We start from the raw sequence: 16,731 nt of genomic DNA on the forward strand, positions 1-16,731 counted from the left end.
TGCTCAACACGTGAGTAAATGCGTGATAGCGATGGAGTAATCGTGCCGACGTGGCTCAACGGTAGAGCAACAGTTTTGTAAACTGTAGGTTGCGGGTTCGATTCCTGTCGTCGGCTCCATTTTACCCTGCCGGGTTACTCAAGTGGCCAACGAGGGCTGACTGTAAATCAGCTGGCATTAGCCTTCGGGAGTTCGAATCTCTCACCCGGCACCAGTTTAGGCCCAAGTAGCTCAGTGGTAGAGCACTTCCATGGTAAGGAAGGGGTCCAGGGTTCAATCCCCTGCTTGGGCTCCATTTAGTAATACAAACTTTAGGATTAATCGAAAGCTCCATGAAGCGCCTCGTACTCAACCAACACGATAAAAAACTCACCGGCCTCTGCGCCGGGCTGGCCGACTATTTTGAGGTTGACGTCACCATCGTGCGTTTGCTGGTGCTGACCGTTGTCATCATGACGGGTGTGGTGCCAGGCTTCCTGGTTTATCTCATCGCCTCAGCCATCACCCCCAAAGAAGGAGAAGTAAAGTAATGCCCAAGCGCAACCGTCCGTTCATCACGCTGCGTTCCGAGGAAGACCCCACTATGGTCTACACCACCTCCAAAAACCCCAAAAACACCACCGCCCGCATCACGGCCCGGAAATATTCCAAGCTGTTGCGCAAAGTAGTGCTCTTCAAAGAAGCTAAATAACGGCTTCGCCAATCTACAAGGGGCTGCAGTTGCGGTCCTTTTTGGTGCTATGATCATGGATATGCTTTGGATTCTTCTCCTTTCGATCCACCTCATCGGGATCGTTGGCTACGCGCTCTATTTGCGCAAAAGCGCCCTCAGCTCCATCGACAAGACCCTGCTCGCCGCTCTCATGCAAACGGCGGTGTTTCTGCCCTCCCTCGCGCTGGCCGCTTACAGCGGGGTTAATCTTCACCTGCAGGCGTGGCAATGGGGCTCGCTGCTGCTCAACGGATTGTTTATCGTAGGCATTCAGTTTTTCGGCATTATGGCCCTCAAGTATCTCGAAGCCTCGGTGTTTACGATCATTTTCAGCCTGCGGCTCTTATTTACCACCATCCTCGGTCTAATTTTTCTGGGCGAACTGCCCACCCAGATACAACTCCTCGGCGGCTTCATCATCTTCGCCAGCATTATCGCCCTCAATCTTCATCGCGAGCGCCGCTACGCCAGCCGCCCGATCGTGTATGGCGTACTCATCACGTTATTTTTCTCACTCCACGCTACGCTCGAGAAGTTCAATATCGTCAACGTCGGCTTCATGCCCTACATCGTCATCTCCGGCGGGATCGCTACCGCCATTCTGTGGATTATCGTCTACCGCCGACGCATCCGCCTTCCGCACGTCGTCGCCGCGCTCGACGGCCACACGCTGCAATTGCTCGTGTTGCGCACCATGTCGGCCTGGGGCTACCTGCTCGCGCTCAAATACGGCTCCTTGGCCGTCACCAATTACGTTTCTGGTATGAGTGTGCCCCTCACGGTGCTGTTTGGCATTTTCATCCTGCGCGAACGCACCCAACTACGCGAAAAAATCACCGCTACGCTCATTGCCCTCGCCGGACTCACCCTGATTTTGCTCGGCCGCCTCACTGGCCATTGAGCTTAGGCTCAAATCGTGCTACGCTAAGCATCGCTTTTTAAGGAAAAACATGCTCTACGCCGCCCTGATCGGGCACCCCGTCAACCACAGTGCTTCGCCGGTCCTCTACGGCGAACTCGCTCGCATGGCCGGCCTCGGACCAAACGATTTTGCCTATCTCAAAATTGATGTCACGGCCCAAAACCTCTCCCGCGCCTTCGACCAGCTGGAGCAGCTCGGCTTCATCGGCGGCAACATCACCCTGCCCTACAAAATCGACGCCATGAAGCTAGTGAAGCCCGACGAGGCCGCCCAGTTCATCGGCGCCGTCAACACCTACGTGCTGCAGGATGGCCGCCGGCTCGGCTTCAACACCGACTGGCAAGGCGCGTACGGCGCCCTCAAGCGAGCCGGCGTCACCCCGGGCGGCACCTTCGTGGTACTCGGCACCGGCGGAGCCGCGCGCGCCGTTATCTACGCCGCCAAACAGCTCGGCTTCACCGACATCCGCGCCTTCTACGAAGAACCCACCGACGCCAAAACCCAAGATCTCCAGACCCGCGCAGCCGAGCTCGGCATCACGCTCCACCCCTACGACCACCACCTCGAATCCGCTCTCGCTACCGCCGCCGTCATCTACAACGCCACCTCCACCGGCATGACCGGCCAAGCCCCGGCCCCATTCGACCTCAACCGTCTCAGCAGCCTATCACTCAACCACGCCATCGCCGCCGACGCCGTCTTCGAGCCCGTGCAAACCCCGTTTCTCCAGGCCACCAAACAGGCCGGCGCCCGCACCGTCGACGGCATCTGGTGGACCCTCTACCAGGGCCACCCGTCGTTCAACCTCTGGACCAACCTCGGCACCGAGCCCACACCAGAGCAACTCGAGCACCTCCACGACGTCATGGCCCAGGTCCTGAGCAGCCCCACACCCGCCCGCGCGTGACGAAAACCCGCATTTTCAGTACAATATACCAGTTATCCAAACGCACCATAGGGGTGTAGCTCAGTTGGTAGAGCAACGGTCTCCAAAACCGTGTGTCGTGGGTTCGAGCCCTGCCACCCCTGCCAAGTCTTATTTGTATCTGTTAATCGCGCTTTATGGCTCGATTTTCTGTTTCTGATAGGGTCTCCTTATCTGTTAGAAGGTTCGAATCCTGGCACTGGGTCAGACAGAACGGATCGAATTTTGGTATTATTAGCGAATATGAAAGCCCAAAAAGCATCTCGTGCACCAATCGGCGCGAGCCTGATAGTACTGTCGTCGGTTTTTTATGCCACTTATGGCGTCTGGACAACACTTATGGGCGACTTTTTTGGTAGCTTTACGGCTAGCGCTCTACGCTGCGTATCGGTATTAGGTGGTTTAATCGTTGTCGCCATGGTGCGCCGAGAACTGCAAAAAATTAACTGGCGCCGTGACCGTAAATGGCTAACGACGATGGTTGTTTCATCGATTTTCGTGTCTGCGCCTCTGTATTATGCAGTCTTAAACGCCGGCATCGGCATAAGTCTTGCGATTGCTTATATCGGAATCGTCATCGGCATGTTTATATTCGGCTGGCTGTTTGAAAACGAGCGGTTTACTAAGGAAAAACTAGTAGCAACGATGCTGGGTATACTTGGCCTTGTGCTGGTGTTTTCCCCGAGTATTAAACTGGGCGGCTGGCTTGCGCTTGCCGGCGCACTAGTGGCTGGGCTAGCGACTGCAGCCAACATGGCGACGACTAAGAAAGTGCCCTATAACGGGTCGCAATCTGCCATATTAGTGTGGGGTTCTGGCGTAATCGCGAATGTGCCGATGGCTTTCTTGCTCAGTGAGCCGCTGCCGTCAGTTGGCTGGCACGCACAATGGGGCTACTTATTGTTATTTGCTGTCGCATCTTTGGTTGCTTCATGGACATTTATTAAGGGACTGAAGCTCATTGAGGCAGGAGCAGCAGGAATTTTGGGTTTATTAGAAGTTGTGTTTGGTGTGTTATTCGGTGTCATTTTCTTCCACGAACGACCTAGTCTAGTAGTTCTGATTGGAATTACTAGTATTGTTGCAGCCGCAGCTATACCGTACTTGCAGCACTACAATGCCCAAAAAGGCACACTGGATTAATCCGAATCCTGGTCTAGAATGTTGCGAATTTCTTCAACATCATCCCAAAAAGTTCGATTCATCATGAGCGCGTTTTTGTTCCAGACCCCCCGGGCGCAACGTGCGCCAAGGGGGTCTGGAATGCTACCGCCACACCCTAATGCGAAAAATCACCTGGTGGGTGTCGGGGTTAACACCCTCGACCCGATACCAAGCGATGTGGCCGTCCGACGTAAAGAAGCAGAACTGCTCGCCTTGGACCCGGCTCCCCGACGTCAGCGGATTGACAGTTTCGCGCACTTTGGCGCACAACTCTTGAACCGCTGCCTCCGGCTCAGTCGGCCCGTCAACGGGGTAGACCTTCTCATCAGCGATCGACTGAACCACAGCGCGATCGCGGGGCAAAAATAGGTCGGTCTCGTTCTGGATGAGGTCCGAAGTGACAACCTGGCCAGTATCGAGGTCGACCGTCTTGCCCGGCAGAATGCTGACCTGGCTATCTAGAATCATCCCAGCCGGAGGCGAGGGAGTGGGCGCCGAAACCGAAGCAGACACGATTGGCGAGCTGGTGGTCGGACGGGAGTGGTCTGAGGTCGTGTTCGACGCGCCATTTGACCAAGACACCCCGATCCACGCCAAGACCAGACCGCCTAGCAGCGCCAAAAGCCACAGCAGTCCTCGCCAGTGAAGCCGCCATAGGCGCGCCACCTCGAACGTACTGTAGATCACGATTCCAGCAGCCATAGTCAGGAGCATTGCACGCAGACCGTTCGTAAAAAGAGCCACGATGCCAGCGATAGCGCTTAGGCCGCCGATAATGGTGAAGGCTCGCTGACGGGGGCTGGGGGGAGTTGTCACCTGGCACTCCTTGTCCTGGGGTTGGATATGATCACGCTCAATGGTAGCAGTTGAGGCGAGATGGGGGAAGTGTCTGCTAAGGCCCAATCAGGCCTACCATCACCAATTTAACCCGCCAATATACACATTGCTTGATTTGACCGATGTCGCACCAGCCACGACAGTCGCATATGCCATATGGGGAGCCTCACTAGGTGCATAGCTACACGCAAAATCCTGCGCTTCATCGGCGGCCACAGTGAGGGTTTGCGAACAGAGAGTAGCGCCGGTCTCCTGTCTCGTCACCATCATCGTCACGCTCGCGCTGGCGCTAACGGTTACGGGAAGGGTGAAGGTAATAGTGGGCGGAGTAAAGGGGTCGAATGTGAGGGTTCCGAGTGTCAGGTCTATGGCAGCGGGAGCCGGCGAAGACGGGGGAGGCGTCGCGGCGGCCACGACACGAGACTCACTACGCAGGATGGGCGTGGACAGCAAACCAGTGGTTCGGGTCGGTGTAGGAGTCGAAGTAGGCACCGGCTGCGGTGTGCCTGCCAGCTTATTGGTAAGAGGAGTGGGTTCTGACTGAGCGTTTTGAGCAGGTCGGTCGGTAGCTGCCCCCTGAACCTGAGCCACAGTACGTCCGGCGGTCTTCGTATGCAGAATAGCGGCAACAACACCCGTGCCGATAGCCGTAGTCACCAACACCCCCAGCAGGACCACGAGTTCTCACCTATCTAGCCCGATTATCGCGCAGTTCCCAGGCTTTTGTCGAGTCGCTGCCAAAATTTCCCCTCACCTGACGGCGGAAGGACCATTTCATGGCTTTACAGCGGCCAAATGAGTGCTCATACTAGTGTCATACATCGAGAAATTCGGACACCAGCATGCCCTCGATACCACACCCTACCCACCCGCGCCAAGCCGACGTCGTCATCATCGGTGGCGGTTCAACCGGCGCTAGCATTGCCCGCGATGCCGCCCTGCGCGGACTACGCGCCATACTCATCGAAAAAACCGGGCTCGGTGCCGGCACCACCGGCCGTTTTCACGGCATGCTCCATAGCGGGGCACGGTATGTCGTGAACGACCCCGCCACTGCCAAAGAATGCTTTACCGAAAATCAAATCCTCCGCCGAATCGCCGCACCGGCCATTCACGACACCGGCGGGCTCTTCCTGGCGCTCGACGACGACGAAGCCGGCCACGGCGACATCCTCACCCAAGCCTGCAATCAGCAAGGAATCCCCATTCGCGATATTTCGCTACCCGAAGCCACCAAACGCGAACCCCACATCACGCGGAAGCTCAAGCGCGCCCTGGCCGTACCCGATGGTTTCATCGACTCCAAAGTATTACTGCAGCTTCTGCGCCAATCTGCCGAATCCGCCGACACCCCGGCCACGTTTCTCACGCACCACGAAGTAACCGCTCTTGGCCGGGCCAACCACCGCCTCGAGACCGTTACCGTCCGCGACACCCAATCCGGTCGGCAATTTGCGATCGAATGCGGCTTCGTCATCAACGCTGCCGGAGTCTGGGCCGGCCGAGTCGGAGCACTCGCCGGCGTCACCATCGACCTCGTGCTCGACAAAGGCACCATGGTCGTCCTCCAAGATCAGCTCAACAGGGCGGTGCTTAATCGGTGCCGACCCGAAGCCGACGGCGACCTGCTCGTATCCACCGGTACGCATAGCATCATGGGGACCACCTCCTTGATCGCGCCCGAACCGAGCGTAATCGACAACCCTCAGCCCACCACGGCCGAGATCGAGCTCCTCATTCGCGAGGGCGCCCGCCTAGTGCCACGCCTGGCCACCTCACCAATCATCTCCGCCTACTCGGGAGTGCGTCCGCTCTTTAAGACCGCGCAGCCGACCTCCAAAAGCCAGAGCTCGCGGAACATTCGGCGTAGCTTTACCGTCATCGACCACCAAGCCGCCGGCATCGAAAACTTCATCAGCGTGGTCGGCGGCAAGGTCACCACCTCGCGGCGCATGGCCGAGGCCGCTATCGACCTACTCTGCGCCAAACAAACCATTACCGCCTCCTGCCAAACCGCCCAAGTACCACTAGCCGGCCACCCCGTCCCCGCCGAGACCGAGCAATCCCTGTTATAATACCGGCATGAAAATTCTGACTTTTGACGTCGAGAGCAACGGGCTGCACGGGGAAGCGTTCGCGGTTGCCGGGGTGCTGATGGATTCCGGCCGCGCTATCTTAAGCCAATTCACGAGCCGCTGCCCCATCATCGGTCCCGTTGACCCGTGGGTATCCGAAAACGTTCTCGGCCCCATGCAGGGCATGGCCGATACTGCCGCCGACGGCCTCACGATGCGCAACGCCTTTTGGGACTGGTACCACGAAGTCAAAGCCCAGGCCGACCTCATCGTCGCCGCCAATCCCTACCCAGTAGAAGCCCGTTTTCTCATTGCCTGCCAGGAAGACGATATGCCCGCTCGCGAATTTGACCACCCCTTCCCGTATTTCGACCTTTCCTCAATGCTCTATACGCTCGGCATCACCACCGCGCCCGATCGCCGCGCCTACTCCGCCGAGGCTAGCAAATCCGATTCCGGACAGCCCCACAACCCGCTCTGGGACGCCAAATCCACCGCCATGACCGCTCTCGCAGCCATTGAGCAAGCTGCCGCCAAATTGCCAGCGTAGCGTATACTAAAAGCACCATGAGCCAACCACCGTCCCAGGCCAAACGCGCCAACAGCCGCGTGATGCAGCAAGCCAAAAGCGGCACGGCCCGAGCCGCGCTGCTGGGCGCCAGCGATGGTCTCGTCACCAACATCTCGCTGATCCTCGGTGTGGCCGGCGCCGGAGCCGGACCGCAGGTGATCCAGGTGGCCGGCTTCGCCAGCCTCATTGCCGGCGCGCTCTCCATGGCAGTAGGGGAGTACATCTCCATGCGCGGCCAAGTCGAACTGCTCTCGGGCATCCTCAAGCTCGAGCGCGAGCAACTACACAGCAACCCAGACGAGGTTCACACAGCGCTCCACGAAATCCTGGAGGCCGACGGCGTAGCCGCCAAGACCGCACACCGCGCCAGCCTAGAGGTGGCCGCCGATCCCGAAAAAGCCATGGCCATGTACGCCCGCGGCAAGCTCGGCATCAACCCCGAGGAGCTCGGCTCCGTCTGGGGCTCGGCCGGCAGTTCGCTCGTCATGTTCTCGATCGGCGCCTTCGTGCCACTCCTGCCGTGGCTCCTCACGAGCGGCCCGACCGCCATCTGGCTATCCATCGGCCTATCCGCCATCGGCGCGCTAGCCATCGGCTCGTACCTCGCCTACACCGCCGGCAGCCGCATGCTTCACTCCGCACTACGCCAGCTCCTCGTGCTCATTATTGCCGCCAGCGCCACCTATCTCATCGGCCGGCTCTTTGGCACCCAAATCTCGTAAATCATGAAGTTCGCCTCCGCCACCCCACCAACGCCACTCAAAACCGCCATCCTGCGACGACTCAGCTACGCGCTAGCCATCTTCACGGCCATACTGGCCGCCACTCAAATCGCAAGCTGGTCCGATTTCGCCAGTATTTTCCAAACCTACCAGCTCGCCAGCGCCCCCGCTTCGGCCATACTAGCCGGCAGCGTTATCGGGCTCGAATTACTCTCGCTACCGTTTTTGTGCCGGTTGCCTCTTAGCCGCGGCCTGCGCCGGGCCAGTGCATCCGCCTTCGTGAGCCTGCCGTACCTCTGGACATATCTCGCCACCTCGGCCATCTTCCGAGACCTTGCCGTATCCAATTACGGCCTCTTCGGCACCCTCATCCCCATCGGCACCTGGCAGCTAGCGCTCGCTATCGAACTCCTATGGATGACGCTTGTAGGCCTCACCTTTGGCGCATTTGGCGGACGCAAGGCCCTAAAACTGAAGTAGATTCTTGCAAAAATCATATATTTATGCTATTATATAAAATCGTCATGCACAACCGCGCGCGACGTCATCGCACCAACACATCCCAAGCACCCACCTACGCGGCCACCCGGCCAAGACAGGGAGAGCACCATGACCGAGACCACTGCCATCAAGGCCGTGACGCCGACCGCCAGCAAGTTCTCCGGCATGCAGCCCGGATGGATCTGCTACGCGATCAGCCTCATCGGCTTCGGCAGCGCAGTCATTGCTGCGTTCGCCCTGCTCCTCAACCTGAACCTCCCGAATCCGAGCGAGCCGGTCAATGTGGCAAAGTTCGGAGCCTGGATCGCCCTCCTCCTGGGCGTCGGCTTCTTCTCCGGCGTCTGTTCGCTCCGCCTGATGATCGAGAAGGTCATCCAGAACCAGGCCGCGAGCCGCCACCCGGCGACGCCGCCCACCCCAGAGGCCTAGCCTCCAACCACAAGGCGGCGGGGCCGAGGAGCTCCGCCGCCCGGGCGACCGGAATAAGGGCTTGGATGTGTTGGTGCTAAGCTCAACGATTGCGTAATCGTTCTGACGAGTTCAAAAGAACGAAAGCTTAAGTCCCAAGCCGCCCTACGGCGCCAACCGCTTCGTATCCCGCGGAAACAGCGAAGCTTCCTTCACATTATGCAGCCCGATCAGCTCCTGCGTCACGCGCTCTAGCCCCATGCCAAACCCACCATGCGGCGGCATACCGTACTTAAACGCGCTCACGAAATACTTGAACCCATCACTCTCCGGGTCGCCTTTCGCCATCTCGCGCAGCTGCTTCACGAGCCGGTCGTACCGATGCTCGCGCATACTGCTCGTCACCACCTCAATGCCCCGAAACAGCAAATCCGCCCGCACCGCAATCTCCGGATGCTCATCGTCGGCCAAGTGATAAAACTTCGCGTCGCGCATCGGCCATTCCGTCACAAACACCGCCTCCGAACCGAGCTCCTTGGCCGCATACTCACAAATCCAGCGCTCCTCCGCCGGGAACAAATCCAGCTCCTCGCGCGTATTCTCACCCGTAGCCTTCGAGTACAAATCGTGAATCTCACGCATGCTCAGCCGCGGCAACTCCTTGGTGAGTTTCGGCTTCGTAGCGCCCAAAAGCGTCAATTCCTCACCAGCCTCTTTCCAAGCCGAACCCACCATATGGTTAAGCAACTCACTCAGCATAGTCAAAAGCTCGTCAAACGTCACAAACCCCACCTCCGCATCGAGCGAAATGTATTCGCTCATGTGCCGCGTGGTCACGCTCGGCTCGGCGCGATACACCGGCCCCACCTCAAACACCCGCTCCAGCGCCCCCACCATCATCTGCTTATAAAACTGCGGGGACTGCGCCAAAGTCGCCACCTGCCCAAAGTAATCCGTCTTAAATACCTCCGCGCCGCCCTCAGTCGCCCCGGCCAGCAACTTGGGCGTGTGAATTTCCGTAAACCCGCGCTCGTCGAAGTATTCACGAAACGCCCGGCCCACCGCCGCCTGCACCCGAAAAATCGCCCGCTCACTAAGATTGCGCAAATTCAGCGCCCGATACTCAAACAGCGTGTCAAAATTCTCGCTCTTGTGATCAATTGCCTTATCGATCTCGATCGGTGGCACATCGCTCACCGGCGAAATCACCACAAGCTCCGGGTCATGGATTTCCACCCCACCCGCCGCGCGAGGTTCCGCCACCACCGTGCCGTGCACCTCGAGCACCGTGCCAGGGTACAGCCCCTCAAGCTTCTTTTGCTCCGCCTCATCCTTCACCACCATCTGCACCACGCCGTCGCGGTCGCGCAGCACCACAAACACCAGCGCTCCCAGATCACGGCGCTTGTGCAGCCAACCCTTCACCAATACCTTCTTGCCCGCTTCGGTGGCCAATTCACCTGTTAATAATCGCTTCATAAAACTATCTCCTTAGTAACAAAAAATCCCCGCGGTTCCCGAACCAAATCGGAAGCCCGCAAGGACGAAAATTTCGTGGTGCCACCTTGCTTTGCCGCTCTCGCGGCCTCATTTTACGGCTATTACGGGCCTTCCCGGGGAGTTCTAATCACCAATTTGGCTTTCTTCTCCCAGCTCGTGCGGTGTCGACCGCGTCATCGCCTGTATGCCATTCTTAGCACGGCCCGAGACATTTCTCAAGCCCCCCAAACGTCAAACGCCCCGCCGGTCCCGAAAAATCCAGGACCGGCGGGGCGTATCGCCCCGACAGCGAATCACTAGCGTGCCCAGCCAGCGAGATCCACCATGGCCTCGTAGCCCTCCCGCACCTTGCCCTCGCTGAGTGCCGTAGTACGCTCGCAGAGGTCGACGCGAGCGTAGCGAGCCACAGCCTCACAGATCTCGTCCTTGCTCACCGAGCAAGCCGGGAACGAAGTGCCCGCGCCGGCGGCATATCCCTGCGACTTTTCCATGAAGGCCGCCACGAACGGCGCACCCGGTCGCAAGGAGCGGATGAAGGCCGCGACCGCCGCGTCGAACATCGCCTTGCTGGAAGCGATCGAGCAGGCCACGAAGAACATCGAGCCTGAGCCGTAGTGCGCCCTGGGCAGATCGTAAATACTGCCCTGGCTCACCACCGACCGCGCGCGCAGGCGCTGGAGCACACCCTGCCAGTAGGGACCGTAGGCACCGCCACCAGCCGCTACCATCGCGGCCTCCTGCGGCAACCAACGCTGGTCGAGCGGCTGGAGCAGCGCCTTCTGAAGTCCCGCGACGTTGCCGCGACCGAACTCCACCTCGTGCAACTGTGCCCCGGGTGCCATCGTGACTTCCAGGATGGCAGGCCAGTGCCGAGTCTTGGCCGGCCCGACATCCAGATGCGGGCCCTCCAGCGAGTGGGGCTCGAGCGTACCCGCCTGGAGCTGATCGACCACCCAACCTACCAGGCCGTCGATAATCTGGGCGTCTTCCGCACCGACTCCGTTGACATAGTGATCGTTGTAGCGGTCACCGTCAAAATCGGTGTGGAACGAACTCGGACTCGCCGAGGCCGAGGCGTCGTAGCGTTGTTGGATTGACATGCGCGGTTCCCCCGTTTCAGGGTAGAAGGATGAAGGACTGCTTTACGATGTCTCGATAAAGCAGGCCATACTATACCACATTTAGCCTCGCTCTGCTAAAAATCAGCGCGCCGCGTTCGCCGTACCCTTGAGCTGGAAATAATCCCAATACACGTCCCGCGCCGCACCACCCGTAGCATAAAAGCTCAGAGCCGGCGACATGCGCGCCACACCATCAATCGTCACCGCCGTCACCACCTGTGCGCTGCCGTTGATGCCAAAGGTGGCCTCAGACGTCCCCACACCCACGCCGCTCACATTAATGCTCAACCGCACCCACGCATTGGCCACGATCAAGTTTGTAGTCGGCGTGCACGTAGCTGCCACCCCATCGCCGTAGCAATATTGCCAGTTTGGATTCACCGCCGGATTGGCCTCCCACCACACGCCCGACACCGGCGCTGTCGTGCCGCTCGTCTCACCGTGCAGGCCGATCCGCAGCACCAGCCCCGCCGTCGCGCCCACCGCCACCGCCGTCTTCAAAATATCGCCGCGCTGCAAAATAGCAGACCCGCCGCTCGTGTTGCCCAGCATCAATGTGGTGCCCTGACTGGCCACCGCCGGCGTCTGCAGCGCCAGCACTCCCGGCCGGTCCGCCACCGCCGCCGGTGTCGCTGGGTTAAAATCAATCGCTCCGTTGGCGCCGATGGCCGTCGCATGCCAGCCCAAGCTGCCAATATTATCATTCGGACTAAACGAATTCGTCTGCCCGCCCATAAATTCATCCTCGACCGAGAAGCCCTGATCCACGGTCGTCGAAGTACAATCACTCCATTCGCCGTCGCGATAACACCGAAACATCTTCTGGAAACGATTGTAATAAATCGCCCCCTCCGTACCCGATGGATCACCCGGCTCAATTTTGTTGCCCAGCACCAGAATCGTCCCGTCCGTATCCCCGCCGCCGGGCCCGATGATCACCCGCAAATTCGCCGTACTCACCGTAAATAGCGGTGTCGTATTAGCCTTTTGAATACTAAAGGCATCGAGCGAATCATTGGCATTGCGAAAAATATTATGGCCGCTAAAGATCTGCGCCGACCCGCGTTTGGCGATATTGCTATCGTTGGCCAGGTCCCCCGAAGCAATTTGGGCGCCATTTACCCGATATTTGGCCGCCAAATCGTAGGTGGCACCGGTGAATACCACGTCCACCCAGTAGTTGCTGGAGCTAAACGTGCGCGTCGGAAAGGTGCCCGGCGTACCGTAGTTAAACACCCCATTGCCACCATCAATGCCGCTAGCCAGCGCATGCAACGGCCCGTTATCGGCGCCATTTGAGCCAAAATAGTTATTGTTGGCCGCATAAAATCCCGCTCCCGTATGATACGAAATCACGTACGTTGTATCTGGCGAAATCGACACCGGACTGCTAAAGAGCGCTGTCTGCCAGCCCGAAGCCCCCTCGGCCGTAAACGTCACGCTAGCCAAAATCGTGCCCGTACTGGTCCACAATCGCCCCGTGTGCGCGCCCGTATTTTGCGAACCCTTATAAAACCGCAATCCCCGCACCTGACCCGCCACATCGGCAGTGAATTTCGTGCCCAGTTCCACCGGCCCGTTGCCGTCCGGCGAGTTTTCTACCGCCGGAATCGGATTAGTCGGCCAAAAATCCAGGTCAGACAGCGTGGATGTAGCCAAAAGATTCACCCCGCCGTTGACCTGAATATGCGTGCCGTTATCCGTCACGATCGAGTCGCCGGTAGACTGCGCACCCGTAAACTTCACCAAGCGCCCCGCCGTACCCGTACCCGCAGTAGCATTGATAACCGTATTGCCGCCCACATTGGTAACATTGGTCGCACCCTGAATAAACGTAGTATTGCCCGCCACCGGCACGTACTGACTGCCGTTGTAGTAGTTGAGCAGATTCGACGACTGGTCGTAATACATTTGGCCGGCCACCGACGAAGCCGGCTGCAACGTGGGGTTAAGCACCAACGAGCTGGCCACTTGCAGCTGCCCATTCACCCTGAGCGCTTGCGCCGCCGTTGTCGTCGTCTCGGGCGCCAACCCCGCCAGCCCCAACTGCACCGTATTAAAATTGCCCGCCTTCACCGTGTTGGCCGGCGTAACATTCCGCCGGGCCAGAGCCACCACCCCCGCAATCAACACCAAAACCACCAGCCCAGCGACCCGAAAACGACGAACAAACCGTCCCAACCGTCCCGGCCGCGCCGAGCCCACCATGTCCACGTTTGGCTGTACCGAGCCTATCGTCCGCACCCCCACCTGTGATTGGTTGAGATTTTGCGCCGGCGGCACCACACCCGCCGTGCTCAAAGAATCGAGCGGCGCCGTCGTGGCTCCATCAGTTTTGGGCGATACCGCAGACTCATCCATCCCCTCTATTCTATAACGGTTATGGCTGGAGCTCTAGCTAGTAGACCAAAATCAAATACACGCCCAAAAGCGTCAAAACAATCACGAGCAAAACCGTTATTCCCACATTCACCAACCCACGCTGGATCGCTCCCGCCGCCAGGGGATTGCGCCCCAGCGACACAATGCCGGCCCGCACCGCCGTATAGATCAGCGCAAATACCACCCCAAACGCCAGCAACAATACCACCCCGCTCAGCAAAATCCGCGCACCCGACACCGGCCGCCCCGAAATACTATTGGCCAAACTTTGCAAAAACGGCGGCAAAAACTGATTAGTCGGCGCCACATAATACGACACCCCCACCGCCAACGGCACCGTACCCACATGAACCGTCTGCCGCTTACCCGCTTTATCCGTCACGCTCACCGCCTTGGCCACGTTAGTATCAAACGCCAACCCGGCCGTGCCTACGATTTGCGCATCGTCCGTGGCCAGCATCCCCACGCCCTCAATAGGTGAGGCGGTAATCTTGTCGCCTGCCTTGATCGCGCCGTTGATGTCGCTCACCAGCGCCGGCGCTGTACCGCTAAGCGTCACCTGGACTTGCGCCCCCGCGCCACTCGACAGCCCCAGCAGGGGACTCATGATCACCACTCCCGCCAAACGGCCGGCGCGCTCAGGCGTGGCTAGCTCGACCGCACCGGAATTATCCGCCTTCGTGGCCACGAGCGACCCCTCCACCACTCCCTTATCGGCGGTCGTAAAACCCCGCGCCACCACCGACCCCGGCTGGTCACCGGAAGCCGCCTGCGCCAACACGCCCCAGCCCAGCACCACCAACACCGGCAATACCCAGCGGAATCCAACAGACCGAAAAGACCAGTTCATGAAACGCATTGTACCGGTCGTGCCGACTCGTGTCATTAAGCAAAAGCGGTAAGCATAGCGGCCCTATACAAGCAATAACTGTTGTGTTACAATATACCCAGATTAGATCAACCCCAGCGTCCCGGCGCGCCCTGCCCGAGACGTTTTTATGAGCCAACTATGAATCCCACCCTCACCACCACCAATCTCATCCGCAACGTCGCCATCATCGCGCACGTCGACCACGGCAAAACCACGCTCGTCGACGGCCTGCTCAAGCAATCAAAAACCTTCCGCGACAACCAAGCCGAAATGCAGCAAACCGCCATCCTGGACACCGGCGACCTGGAGCGCGAGCGGGGGATTACCATTAGCGCCAAAACCATCGCCGTCAGCCATGATGGGCACAAGATCAACATCATCGACACCCCCGGCCACGCCGACTTCAGTGGGGAAGTGGAGCGCACCCTGGGCATGGCCGACGGTTGCCTGCTCATCGTCGACGCCCAAGAAGGCCCCATGCCGCAGACCAAATTCGTGCTCTCACGCGCCCTGGCCCTCGGTCTCAAGCCGGTCGTGGTGGTCAACAAAGTCGACAAGCGCGATTCGCGCATCGAAGAGGTAGTGAGTGAAGTGGAGCATCTGTTCCTCGACCTCGCCGTCTCCGACGACCAGCTCGAATTCCCCGTGTACTACGCTATCGGCCGCGACGGTAAGGCCTGGGACCACATCCCCACGCCGGCCGAAACCGAAGCCCCGGCCGACCTCGAGCCCATTTTTAACGCCATCATCAACGATATTCCCGCTCCTTCGGTTGACCTCGAGGGCGATTTCCAAATGCTCGTGACCTCTTTGTCGTGGGATTCATACCAGGGCAAATACGCCATCGGCCGCATCGAGCGCGGCGTCATCACCGCCGGGATGCCCCTAGCCTACATCCACCGCGACGGCACCGTCTCCGGCGCCAAATCCGATAAATTGTTCGTGGCCAGCGGGCTTGAGCGCATCGAGGTCACCGAGGCCATCGCCGGCGACATTGTCTGGATCACCGGCATCGGCGCGGCCAATATCGGCGGCACCGTCACCAGCCCCGAAAACCCCGAGGCCCTGCCGGTGATGGAAATCGAAGCCCCCACGCTCCAGATCCAAATCGGCCCCAACACGTCACCCTATGCCGGTCGCGAAGGCAAATTCACCACCAGCCGCCAAATCGGCAGCCGCCTCGAGCGCGAGCTCGAAACCAACGTCGGCCTGCGCGTGGTCGACCGCGGCACCGATTTCCTCGTATCCGGCCGCGGCGAGCTCCATCTCTCCGTACTCATCGAAACCCTCCGCCGCGAAGGCTTCGAAATGGAAGTGGGCCGCCCGCAAGTGGTCACCAAAGAAGACAACGGCAAAACCATGGAGCCCATCGAGGAGCTCACCGTTGAGGTGCCCGAAGAGTTCGTCGGCGCCGTCACCTCCGAGCTCGGCCGCCGCCGCGCCAGCATGGTCACCATGGAACCCACCACCAAGAACACCACTCAGCTCATCTATACTTTGCCCACCCGCACCCTTCTCGGCCTGCGCAACGTACTCCTCACCAACACCAAAGGCACTGCCATCGTCAATAGTCTCCTCCACGGCTACGAGCCCCTCGGCGCCCCGCTCCAGCAGTTGCGCAACGGCGTGCTCGTGAGCGCCGAAACCGGCAGTGCCACCACCTACAGCCTCAAAACCGTCGAAGAGCGCGGCACCGCCTTCATCGGCCCGTCCACCAAAGTCTACGAAGGCATGATCATCGGCCTCAACCGCCGCGGCGACGACATGGAAATCAATGTCACCAAAGAAAAGAAGCTCACCAACGTACGCGCTTCCAGCACCGATATGACCACCCAGCTCACACCCTTCACGCTCCTCACCCTCGAAGAAGCGCTCGATTTTATCGAAAACGACGAATTGCTCGAAATTACCCCCCAAAACATTCGCATGCGCAAGCGCTACCTCAGCGCCGGCGAGCGTAAGCGCCACCGTTCGGGCTAGCCCGCCACTTCGAACCTCTCGAGGACCGGCGCCCCCATTG

The 16,731-nt window shown here is 59.3% G+C and carries 16 protein-coding genes and 4 tRNA genes; 15 read left to right on the forward strand and 5 right to left on the reverse strand.

The window, feature by feature from the left end:
* The first annotated feature begins 44 nt into the window (after nucleotides 1–44).
* The 9 genes from VMT30_07400 to VMT30_07440 all read left to right on the forward strand — a co-directional run bounded on the left by VMT30_07400 (nucleotide 45) and on the right by VMT30_07440 (nucleotide 3,702).
* Nucleotides 45–119 (forward strand) — tRNA-Thr (locus VMT30_07400).
* A gap of 9 nt (nucleotides 120–128) precedes the next feature.
* Nucleotides 129–214, forward strand: a tRNA-Tyr gene (locus VMT30_07405).
* Nucleotides 215–220: 6 nt separating this feature from the next.
* A tRNA-Thr gene (locus VMT30_07410) sits at nucleotides 221–295 on the forward strand.
* Between the two features lie 37 nt (nucleotides 296–332).
* Entirely contained in the window at nucleotides 333–530 is a 198-nt protein-coding gene (locus VMT30_07415; GenBank protein ID HVQ44758.1) for a PspC domain-containing protein, read from the forward strand.
* The gene (gene rpmG / locus VMT30_07420) at nucleotides 530–691 is read left to right on the forward strand and encodes a 50S ribosomal protein L33 (GenBank protein HVQ44759.1); all 162 of its coding nucleotides are present in this window, start codon (nucleotides 530–532) and stop codon (nucleotides 689–691) included. Before VMT30_07415 ends, rpmG begins: the two co-directional genes overlap by 1 nt.
* Before the next feature lie 61 nt (nucleotides 692–752).
* On the forward strand, nucleotides 753–1,613 hold the full coding sequence (locus VMT30_07425; GenBank protein ID HVQ44760.1) for a DMT family transporter: 861 nt from the start codon (nucleotides 753–755) through the stop codon (nucleotides 1,611–1,613).
* A 49-nt stretch (nucleotides 1,614–1,662) separates the two neighbouring features.
* Nucleotides 1,663–2,541 (forward strand): shikimate dehydrogenase, encoded by an 879-nt coding sequence (locus VMT30_07430; protein ID HVQ44761.1) that lies wholly within the window; start codon nucleotides 1,663–1,665, stop codon nucleotides 2,539–2,541.
* Nucleotides 2,542–2,590: 49 nt separating this feature from the next.
* Nucleotides 2,591–2,666: transfer RNA gene (locus VMT30_07435), tRNA-Trp, on the forward strand.
* Nucleotides 2,667–2,802: 136 nt separating this feature from the next.
* On the forward strand, nucleotides 2,803–3,702 hold the full coding sequence (locus tag VMT30_07440) for a DMT family transporter (protein HVQ44762.1): 900 nt from the start codon (nucleotides 2,803–2,805) through the stop codon (nucleotides 3,700–3,702).
* 123 nt (nucleotides 3,703–3,825) lie between these two features.
* Here the strand turns inward: VMT30_07440 and VMT30_07445 are convergent, their stop codons facing one another.
* A complete protein-coding gene (locus tag VMT30_07445) occupies nucleotides 3,826–4,539 on the reverse strand; it encodes a hypothetical protein (protein ID HVQ44763.1) in 714 nt (237 codons plus the stop codon).
* Between the two features lie 863 nt (nucleotides 4,540–5,402).
* Between VMT30_07445 and VMT30_07450 the strand changes: the two genes are divergently transcribed.
* The 5 genes from VMT30_07450 (at nucleotide 5,403) to VMT30_07470 (ending at nucleotide 8,858) form a co-directional block, all read left to right on the forward strand.
* A complete protein-coding gene (locus VMT30_07450; protein HVQ44764.1) occupies nucleotides 5,403–6,635 on the forward strand; it encodes an FAD-dependent oxidoreductase in 1,233 nt (410 codons plus the stop codon).
* Between the two features lie 7 nt (nucleotides 6,636–6,642).
* Nucleotides 6,643–7,185, forward strand: a complete 543-nt coding sequence (locus tag VMT30_07455) for a hypothetical protein (protein HVQ44765.1) — start codon at nucleotides 6,643–6,645, stop codon at nucleotides 7,183–7,185.
* A 17-nt stretch (nucleotides 7,186–7,202) separates the two neighbouring features.
* Complete coding sequence (locus VMT30_07460) at nucleotides 7,203–7,928, forward strand: VIT1/CCC1 transporter family protein (protein HVQ44766.1); 726 nt, start codon at nucleotides 7,203–7,205, stop codon at nucleotides 7,926–7,928.
* A 3-nt stretch (nucleotides 7,929–7,931) separates the two neighbouring features.
* Nucleotides 7,932–8,408 carry a hypothetical protein gene (locus VMT30_07465; protein HVQ44767.1) on the forward strand — a complete coding sequence of 159 codons (477 nt, stop codon included), beginning with the start codon at nucleotides 7,932–7,934 and terminating at the stop codon, nucleotides 8,406–8,408.
* A 129-nt stretch (nucleotides 8,409–8,537) separates the two neighbouring features.
* On the forward strand, nucleotides 8,538–8,858 hold the full coding sequence (locus VMT30_07470) for a hypothetical protein (protein HVQ44768.1): 321 nt from the start codon (nucleotides 8,538–8,540) through the stop codon (nucleotides 8,856–8,858).
* Nucleotides 8,859–9,002: 144 nt separating this feature from the next.
* On the opposite strand, the gene aspS is transcribed toward VMT30_07470, so the two are convergent.
* The 4 genes from aspS to VMT30_07490 all read right to left on the reverse strand — a co-directional run bounded on the left by aspS (nucleotide 9,003) and on the right by VMT30_07490 (nucleotide 14,690).
* On the reverse strand, nucleotides 9,003–10,316 hold the full coding sequence (gene aspS, locus VMT30_07475) for an aspartate--tRNA(Asn) ligase (GenBank protein HVQ44769.1): 1,314 nt from the start codon (nucleotides 10,314–10,316) through the stop codon (nucleotides 9,003–9,005).
* Nucleotides 10,317–10,633: 317 nt separating this feature from the next.
* The gene (locus VMT30_07480) at nucleotides 10,634–11,437 is read right to left on the reverse strand and encodes a hypothetical protein (protein HVQ44770.1); all 804 of its coding nucleotides are present in this window, start codon (nucleotides 11,435–11,437) and stop codon (nucleotides 10,634–10,636) included.
* A gap of 102 nt (nucleotides 11,438–11,539) precedes the next feature.
* Nucleotides 11,540–13,819: a DUF4082 domain-containing protein gene (locus tag VMT30_07485; GenBank protein HVQ44771.1), complete on the reverse strand. Its 2,280-nt coding sequence runs from the start codon at nucleotides 13,817–13,819 to the stop codon at nucleotides 11,540–11,542.
* A gap of 37 nt (nucleotides 13,820–13,856) precedes the next feature.
* Complete coding sequence (locus VMT30_07490; GenBank protein HVQ44772.1) at nucleotides 13,857–14,690, reverse strand: hypothetical protein; 834 nt, start codon at nucleotides 14,688–14,690, stop codon at nucleotides 13,857–13,859.
* A gap of 159 nt (nucleotides 14,691–14,849) precedes the next feature.
* On the opposite strand from VMT30_07490, the gene typA reads away from it, so the two are divergent.
* Entirely contained in the window at nucleotides 14,850–16,691 is a 1,842-nt protein-coding gene (gene typA, locus VMT30_07495; GenBank protein ID HVQ44773.1) for a translational GTPase TypA, read from the forward strand.
* The last annotated feature ends 40 nt before the right edge of the window (nucleotides 16,692–16,731 follow it).

It is taken from the genome of Candidatus Saccharimonadia bacterium, assembly GCA_035544015.1.
GTDB lineage: Bacteria > Patescibacteriota > Saccharimonadia > UBA4664 > UBA4664 > UBA5169.